Source organism: Lutibaculum baratangense AMV1 (assembly GCF_000496075.1).
Classification (GTDB): domain Bacteria; phylum Pseudomonadota; class Alphaproteobacteria; order Rhizobiales; family Tepidamorphaceae; genus Lutibaculum; species Lutibaculum baratangense.
The window spans coordinates 147,074-154,325 of record NZ_AWXZ01000016.1 but is presented as its reverse complement, the minus strand read 5'-3'; the positions used below and the strand labels follow the sequence as shown (position 1 = coordinate 154,325).

Genomic DNA, 7,252 nt, shown 5'->3' with positions numbered 1-7,252 from the left:
GATCGCTTCAATCAGCCGTAGATGCATCGCTGACTTCCGTCTCCGCCTGCGGTAATCAGGGCATGCTGGGTGGTCCCCAGCACCCTTCTGCTAACCTACAAGGCTGCTTGCCGAGTGCTCGTGTGGACTCCACCGGAGAAACTGTATTCAGTCAGCCGACCCGCCATCAGCAGGGGCTTCAGCTCGGAGACAATCCAACCTGCAATCCGAACAACGAAGGGCTTCTACGCTATCTTTCAGCGCAAAAAGCTATTCTGCTCTGTACCGGTACATCTTGGGTCGAAGTGGGTGCCGCACCGACCGCAACAGGCGCTTTCAACGCTGTCAGCAATGCCACGCCTGGGCAAATCTATACATCAAATGCTATAACTTTGGGGGGGGTCTTTGGTGTTAGGACAGCCACAGTGTCAAACGGAGCGAGTATCCTTGTAAACGGCACTTTGCAAGGCGCTTCAGCAAATGTTGAGGCCGGGAACAGCGTGGCACTCCGGATGCAAGCCGCATCAACATTTAATACCCAGAACAGCACTACTCTCAGTCTGTCTAGTTACCACCAGACTTGGACTATCACAACACGTTCACAGGATACTACTCCAAATAGCTTCAGCTTTCCCAACCTAGCCAATCAGTCAGTCGGCACGCAGGTTCAGTCAGAGGTAATAACAACCTCCGGGTTCGACGGCCCATTGACTGTCTCCGTCTCGGGAACGGGAGGTCCTCAATTACAAGTAGCAGGCGGCCCATGGGTGACGTCTGCGCCGATCAATCCAGGGCAATCGCTGCGGCTGCGTATAACCACCTCCTCCAGTTACGGTACTGCCAGCACAGCCACTGTTACGCTTGGCACTTACAGCACGACATGGTCAGCTACAACAATGATAGGTATATGTGCGCTGCCATGGGGCGGTACTGTAAATCACGGCGCAATTGTAACTGCATTCCAGTCCGCAACAGCGCCATTCGGCGGATCCTGCAGTAGCCAACAGCGCGAATGTAATTCTGGAACTCTTTCTGGATCGTATGCGCATCAGTCATGCTCAGTTGGAACTTGCAACGTTATTGGACAAAACTGTGGAAATGGTACAGTGTATGCGGGAAGTGGCCTTTACACGACGCCGTCTAATTCGGGTGCGAGATCTCATAAAACGACAAACTCCCACACGAATGGTACGAGTAGTTTCACTAACGGAGCTGCCAACACGGATGCCATGATTGCTAATTCAAGCGCGGCCCATCCTGCTGCCGCCTTGTGTCGCTCAATTGGATCAGCTTGGTATTTGCCGGCAAGAGATGAATTGGCGGTATTGTACGCTAACCGTGCCGCAATAGGTGGCTTCCCGGATGGTACTTATTGGTCATCAACGCAAACAAACTTCCACGACCCTGATAACATGACAAGTGGATCTGCGTGGGGTTTTTATAGAAGTTTCCCAGGCGGCGGAAGCTCTGGCTGGGCAAAAGTAGCATCATATAACGTTCGATGTGTCCGAAAGTTTCCGTAATTAAAATTTAAAACAATTCGCAAAAATCGGTTCAGAACGGAAGCGAATCTAATATTCGCGGCGAATGTCGTCGGCGTATATGTTCTGACAGAGGTCACTACGATATGGAATATTGAAAAATCGTCCGTTTTTGAGAGGGCTGGCGCCGCCCGAGGCGGGCGGCGCACCTCTCATTGCTTTAGGCTATCAAAAAAGCTTCTCGAAACCAACATCTCAATTTGGTACCATATACGTTGAGTTTTGAGAGGACATGCATGCTCATCGGCTACGCCCGCACATCAACACTGGACCAGAAGCCCGAGCTCCAGCTGGACGCTCTGACGCAGGCTGGGTGCGAAAAGGTGTTCGTCGAGCAGGCCTCCGGCGCGCAGCGTGAGCGCCCCCAATTGAAGGCGGCGCTTGAGTTCGCTCGCGAAGGCGACACGGTGGTGGTCTGGAAGCTCGACCGTCTGTCGCGCTCGCTGAAGCAGCTGATCGAGACGGTGGAGGTCCTTCAGGCGCGCGGCATCGCATTTCGCAGCCTGACCGAGGCAATCGACACCAGCGGCGCCGGTGGTCGTTTCGTCTTCCACGTCTTCGGCGCCCTGGCCGAGTTTGAGCGCAGCATCATCAAGGAACGGACGATGGCAGGTCTCGCGGCCTCGCGCGCTCGCGGGCGTCGCGGCGGCAGGCCGAAGCAGATGACGACGAAAAAGATTGCAATGGCGAAAGGTATGCTCTCCGACCCCACCATCACCATGGAAGACGTATCGCGGGAGCTCGGTGTATCCGTCGCTACCCTTTATCGGCACCTGCCTGGCGGACGCGGCGCCGTGCGCGATGGCGTCGCGTGAGCCTTCAAGATGCATCCGAATAGGTGGCAGCAAAGATCGTCTCCGCTAGCCATTTTCTGAACGATGGATTGTCGCTGAACTGCTTGAAGAGCTCCGTATGGTCGGAAAGTAGCTCGATGACGGCGCGTTCAAGCGCCTTGTCGTGCTCGATCCGCGCGTTCTGCTTGTCTGAGTTCTTCATGGCGTTCTGGTACGCTCGGTCGGATGATACCTTGGCTGGAAGCTCCTCGGCGATCACCTTCCCGATCTTGTCCCGGTCCTTCCAGTCGATGTTCCCGAACATCTCATTGAAGGTCTTGAGGATGTTACTCAGCAGATCAAGTTCGGGCTCGGGTTTGCGGCCGCCGCCAACGGCAGGCACCGGGCCGATTTCCGCATCGGCGTCGGGCAACACGATGGCCATCGCGGCCTGCGCCTCGACGCGGTAGCTGTCCATATCGATCGCTTCGAGAATTCCTTTCGAGAGGTCCTGTTCTTCTGGGGCCGGTAGCTTGGGCGTCAGGAAATTGAGAAAGATGGACAACTTCTCCCAGCTTGCATTGCTGTAGGGAAGGATCGCAGCCAGGAACCCATAGGTCCTCGTGAACGCTTTCGCTTTGCCCTTGAAATCGACCTGTCCATCCTCGTCGAGGTCGGTCTTGTAGGCAGCGACACACGCGTCGAGTATCGGGTCGAGCTTGTCCCGGTCCGCGCCTCCAAGGTAAAGCGCCACCAGGTCCTCAACCTGATCCCATGCATAAACCTGATAACCATCGAGAGCCGCCTTCAAATCGTGCAGCTTGTTGGGGTCGGTTTCCTCGCTGAGGATCGTGGTTCGATAGTACGGCTCGAACGATGCCTTGATCGCCTCGAAGTCGTTCATGAAATCGAGCACAAAGGTATCGTGTTTCTGCGGATGCGCCCGGTTCAAGCGCGACAACGTTTGCACGGCTTTAACGCCGGACAGTGTCTTGTCCACATACATCGTGTGCAGCAGCGGCTCGTCATAGCCTGTCTGGAACTTGTCCGCGACGATCAGGAAGCGGTACGGGTCCTTCTGGATCAGCTCCTCAATCTGACTGCTCGGGAAGCCGTTCAGCGTCGCTTCGGTGACCTTTTGGCCCCCGTATTCATGCTCGCCCGAGAAAGCGACGATGGGCTGGTGCGGGCTCTTGCGCTCCTTCAGGTAAGCCTGAAAAGCGTGAAAGTACTGAATGGCCCGCTGAATCCCGTTGGTGATGACCATCGCGCGGGCCGCCCCGCCGATCTTCCGGTGCGCCATCACCTGGTCGTGGAAGTGATCGACCATGATCTCGGCTTTCTTCCGGATCGCATGGTCGTGTGACTCGACATATTTTCGCAGCTTCTTCTGCGCTCGCTTCGTATCGAACTGAGGATCGTCCTCCACTGTCTTCATGAGGCGGTAGTAGCTGTCGACCGGCGTGTAGTGCTTCAGCACGTCGAGGATGAAGCCCTCCTGGATAGCCTGCTTCATCGTGTAGCTGTGGAAAGGCACGTGCTTGACCTTGTTCCCCTGCGGAGCGGGCGCGCCAAACACCTCCAGCGTCTTGTTCTTCGGCGTGGCGGTGAATGCGAAATAGCTGGCGTTTGGGAGGACCTTCCGCGCTTCCATCAGACGATTGATGGCGTCCTCGACCGTCTCCTCTTCCTCCTCCGCGCCATTCGCTGCGAGCGCGATGTTCATCTTTGCTGCCGTGCGCCCACCCTGGCTGGAGTGAGCCTCGTCGATGATGATGGCGAAGGTCCGGCCGCGGTGCTCGTCGCCGATTTCATCGAGGATGAAGGGAAACTTCTGCACCGTCGTGATGATGATCTTCTTGCCCGCCGTCAGGAATGCCCGCAGGTCGCCCGACTTCTCGGCGTGGCCCACGACCGACGACACCTGCGCGAACTGCTTGATCGTGTCGCGGATTTGCTTGTCCAGCACGCGCCGGTCGGTGACCACGATGACGGAGTCAAACGTCGTCTTGCCCGCCGTTTCCAGCCCGATCAGCTGATGGGCGAGCCAGGCAATCGAGTTGCTCTTGCCTGAGCCCGCCGAGTGCTGGATCAGGTAGCGCTTGCCTGCGCCCTGTGCTTTGGCATCGGCGAGCAGCTTCCGCACCACGTCCAGCTGATGGAAACGCGGGAAGACCTGCTTTGGCGGTTTCTTCTTTCCGCGTTCGTCCACCTCTTCGACCACCTGGGCGTAGTTTTCCAGAATGTCGGTGAGATTCCGCTTCGTCAGGTACTCTTTCCAGAGGTAGTCCGTCTTCAGTCCGTTCGGGTTCGGCGGGTTGCCCGCGCCGTCGTTCCAGCCCTTGTTGAACGGCAGGAACCACGACGCCTTGCCCTTCAAGTGCGTGCACATGCGCACCTCGTGGTCGTCCACGGCGAAGTGGACGACGCAGCGGCCGAACTGAAACAACAGCTCCTTGGGGTCCCGATCCCGCTTGTATTGCTCGATCGCGTCCTCGACCGTCTGCTTGGTCAGGCTGTTCTTCAGCTCGAAGGTCGCGACCGGCAGGCCGTTGATGAACAACGCCGCGTCGAGCGACAGCTTGGTCGAATCCTTGGAGTAGTGCAGCTGGCGGGTCACGCTGAAGACGTTCGAGGCGAACAGCGCCTCGGCCTTGGCGTTGCCGGGCGTCGGCGTGCCATAGAACAGCTCCACGGACCCTGGGCCATGCTTCACCCCGTTGCGCAGCACGTCGATGACGCCACGCTTCGCGATCTCGCCTTGCAGCCGGTGCAGGAATTGTAGCCGCTTCGGTCCGTCCTCGCTGATGCCGAGTGCCTCCAATACCTTCGGCTGCGTGGCGTTCAGGAAGACAAAAAGCTTCGAGGTATCGACCGCGTGGTCCCTGTCGAAGTCCTTCGACTCTCCGGCGACATATCCGGCCTCGTCGATCAGCGAGCGGACGATCAGGGTTTCGAGGCCCTTTTCACTCGTGTCGGTGTGTCTGGTCACGCGCGGTCCTCCCTCGCCCTGTGGTCCAGGCTCCACCCGTACCAAATCAGCCTCGCCTAGAAATGCTTGCAGTCGTGGATCAGCGTCGCGGAAGCCCCGCAGCAAGCGCTCCGCGCCCTCGCGCGGCAGGCTTATCCGCACCCGTGAGCTGTTTGCCGAAGTCACCGAGACAACGGACACGTTCGATACGGCGACGCCGGCATAGGCTGCCACCATGGAGACCAGCCGCAGCCTCTCGCGCTCGGTCATCGAGTCCGGGTCGCGAGCGACGATGAGATCGATCATCGCCTTCTGGTCAGGTGTCATCGGCGGGGGAACCCCGCGCGCCAGGATGCAGGGATCCTGCTTGTATTTCTTGAGATATCGCGCGCCCCAGTTTTCCTTGTCCGCGCGTTCGTGGCAGTTCGCGCACAAGGCAATGAGATTTTCAGCCGAATGGTCCTGCGTGTCGCGCCACGGAATGATGTGGGCGTATTCCAGCGGAAGCCCCTCGCAGCAGACGGCGCAATGGTGCCGTGCCTCGAAAAGAACCTCGCGCTTCGTCTCGGCCGGAATGGCGGGCCTATTCTTCGGCATCCGCCCCCTCCATTACTTCGGCTTCGTCTCCGTCAAATTCCTCCAGCGCGTCGTCCTCGTTGGCGATTGGATCGTCCACGGGCGCAGCGATCTCGATATTGCGAACGTCGAGCTTGCCGGTGACGACATCGGCAATCAGGCGCTCACGGTATTCACGGATCAGTGTGATCTCGCTCTGAGCTTTCTCGATTGCCTTGTCGAAGGTGGCGGTTTCAGCCGCGATATGATCGAGGATGGCTTTCTGTTCGGCGAGATCAGGGGAAAACGCGACATGAAGCGTGCCCAGACGCCCCTCTGAAATCGCTGGATAGGCAACTCCGATGGACGCACGGATGACACGTTCGATGAAGGTGCTGCTCTGTAGCACATAGCCGAGCAATCGGGGCTCCACCCGCTCGACGGGGCGCAGTACAGCGAAGCCTGTGGAAGCGATCAGGTCCGGCCAGTCGCCGTCAATGAAATAGACCGCTTTGAGGTATGTCCGGACCGTCGAAAGGATTGTGTCGCCCTTCTGAACAATCTGCCGCGCGCGGGACGGGGCATTCTCAAATTTCATACGTTCTGGCTGGGCCGTCAGAAAGCCGGTGCCAACACAGCTGATGTCGAGATAATCGAACTCGTACTCGGACGGAGTTTTGTCCCCGAGCGCCTTGGCGCGTTCCCGTAGCCAGTGTTTGAGCGGTTTCACGTCCCAATGCGCCGGAACCTCGGGCATCCAGTCGATGCCGGTAGATTTCATCGGGGCGTCGGGGTTCAGGCCGCGCGTGACGGCCCGATTGATGATCGCCTGCTTCTGCTCGTTCAAAAGCCCGATCAGCCGCCGCTTGTTGCGGATCAGGCGAGTTGTCCGCCGGCCGTGATCGTCGAGGAAGTCGGCGATGCGGGTCTGCTCCTCCGTTGGAGGAAACGCCGACGGCATCTGCTTGAACTCGTCCCAATAGAGCCGGTTGCGGTCCGAGACGATCCCGCGCGAGAACTTGTTCACTTCGCGCATGTAAGCGGACGTTCGGAAGAGATAGGTGTAGTAGCGCGGATCGACCTCGGGAAAGGGCCGTGCGACCACGTAGGCGGGGCTGATAAGGCCATCCACTGGCGCGACGCCCACTGCGCCCTGCCACATGCGCATCATGTTGTACGCGATGTCGGCCTTGGCCGCCCGCTTGTACTTGCTGCGGTCCGCCATCTGCTGCTTCCGGGCGCCATTCTCCATGTCGCGCACCCGAACGCCGGTCCGCAGCGATACCTCCAAGATCGGTAGATCCTCGAAGCCGGTCTCGACGCGTTCAGCGAACAAGCGTCCGTTGCGGCGAACATCCCAATGTTCCGGGACCTTGCCGAGCCACGGCAGCCCACTGTCGCGATAGGCGGGATAGCTCTTCAACGCGTCCATC

At 58.6% G+C, this 7,252-nt stretch carries 3 protein-coding genes; 1 reads left to right on the top strand and 2 read right to left on the bottom strand.

Annotated elements, in window-relative coordinates:
- Positions 1-1,756: 1,756 nt before the first annotated feature.
- Positions 1,757-2,335 carry a recombinase family protein gene (locus N177_RS05530; RefSeq protein ID WP_023431272.1) on the top strand — a complete coding sequence of 193 codons (579 nt, stop codon included), beginning with the start codon at positions 1,757-1,759 and terminating at the stop codon, positions 2,333-2,335.
- Between the two features lie 4 nt (positions 2,336-2,339).
- Here the strand turns inward: N177_RS05530 and N177_RS05525 are convergent, their stop codons facing one another.
- Together N177_RS05525 and N177_RS05520 are read right to left on the bottom strand one after the other, a co-directional pair.
- On the bottom strand, positions 2,340-5,861 hold the full coding sequence (locus N177_RS05525) for a type I restriction endonuclease (RefSeq protein WP_023431271.1): 3,522 nt from the start codon (positions 5,859-5,861) through the stop codon (positions 2,340-2,342).
- Positions 5,848-7,251 (bottom strand): restriction endonuclease subunit S, encoded by a 1,404-nt coding sequence (locus N177_RS05520; protein ID WP_023431270.1) that lies wholly within the window; start codon positions 7,249-7,251, stop codon positions 5,848-5,850. Before N177_RS05520 ends, N177_RS05525 begins: the two co-directional genes overlap by 14 nt.
- Position 7,252 lies beyond the last annotated feature (1 nt).

Excerpts from the sequence above, each read along its gene's own strand:
- N177_RS05530 (WP_023431272.1), top strand. The coding sequence starts at position 1,757 with ATGCTCATCGGCTACGCCCGCACATCAACACTGGACCAGAAGCCCGAG.
- N177_RS05525 (WP_023431271.1), bottom strand. The coding sequence starts at position 5,861 with ATGCCGAAGAATAGGCCCGCCATTCCGGCCGAGACGAAGCGCGAGGTT.
- N177_RS05520 (WP_023431270.1), bottom strand. The coding sequence starts at position 7,251 with ATGGACGCGTTGAAGAGCTATCCCGCCTATCGCGACAGTGGGCTGCCG.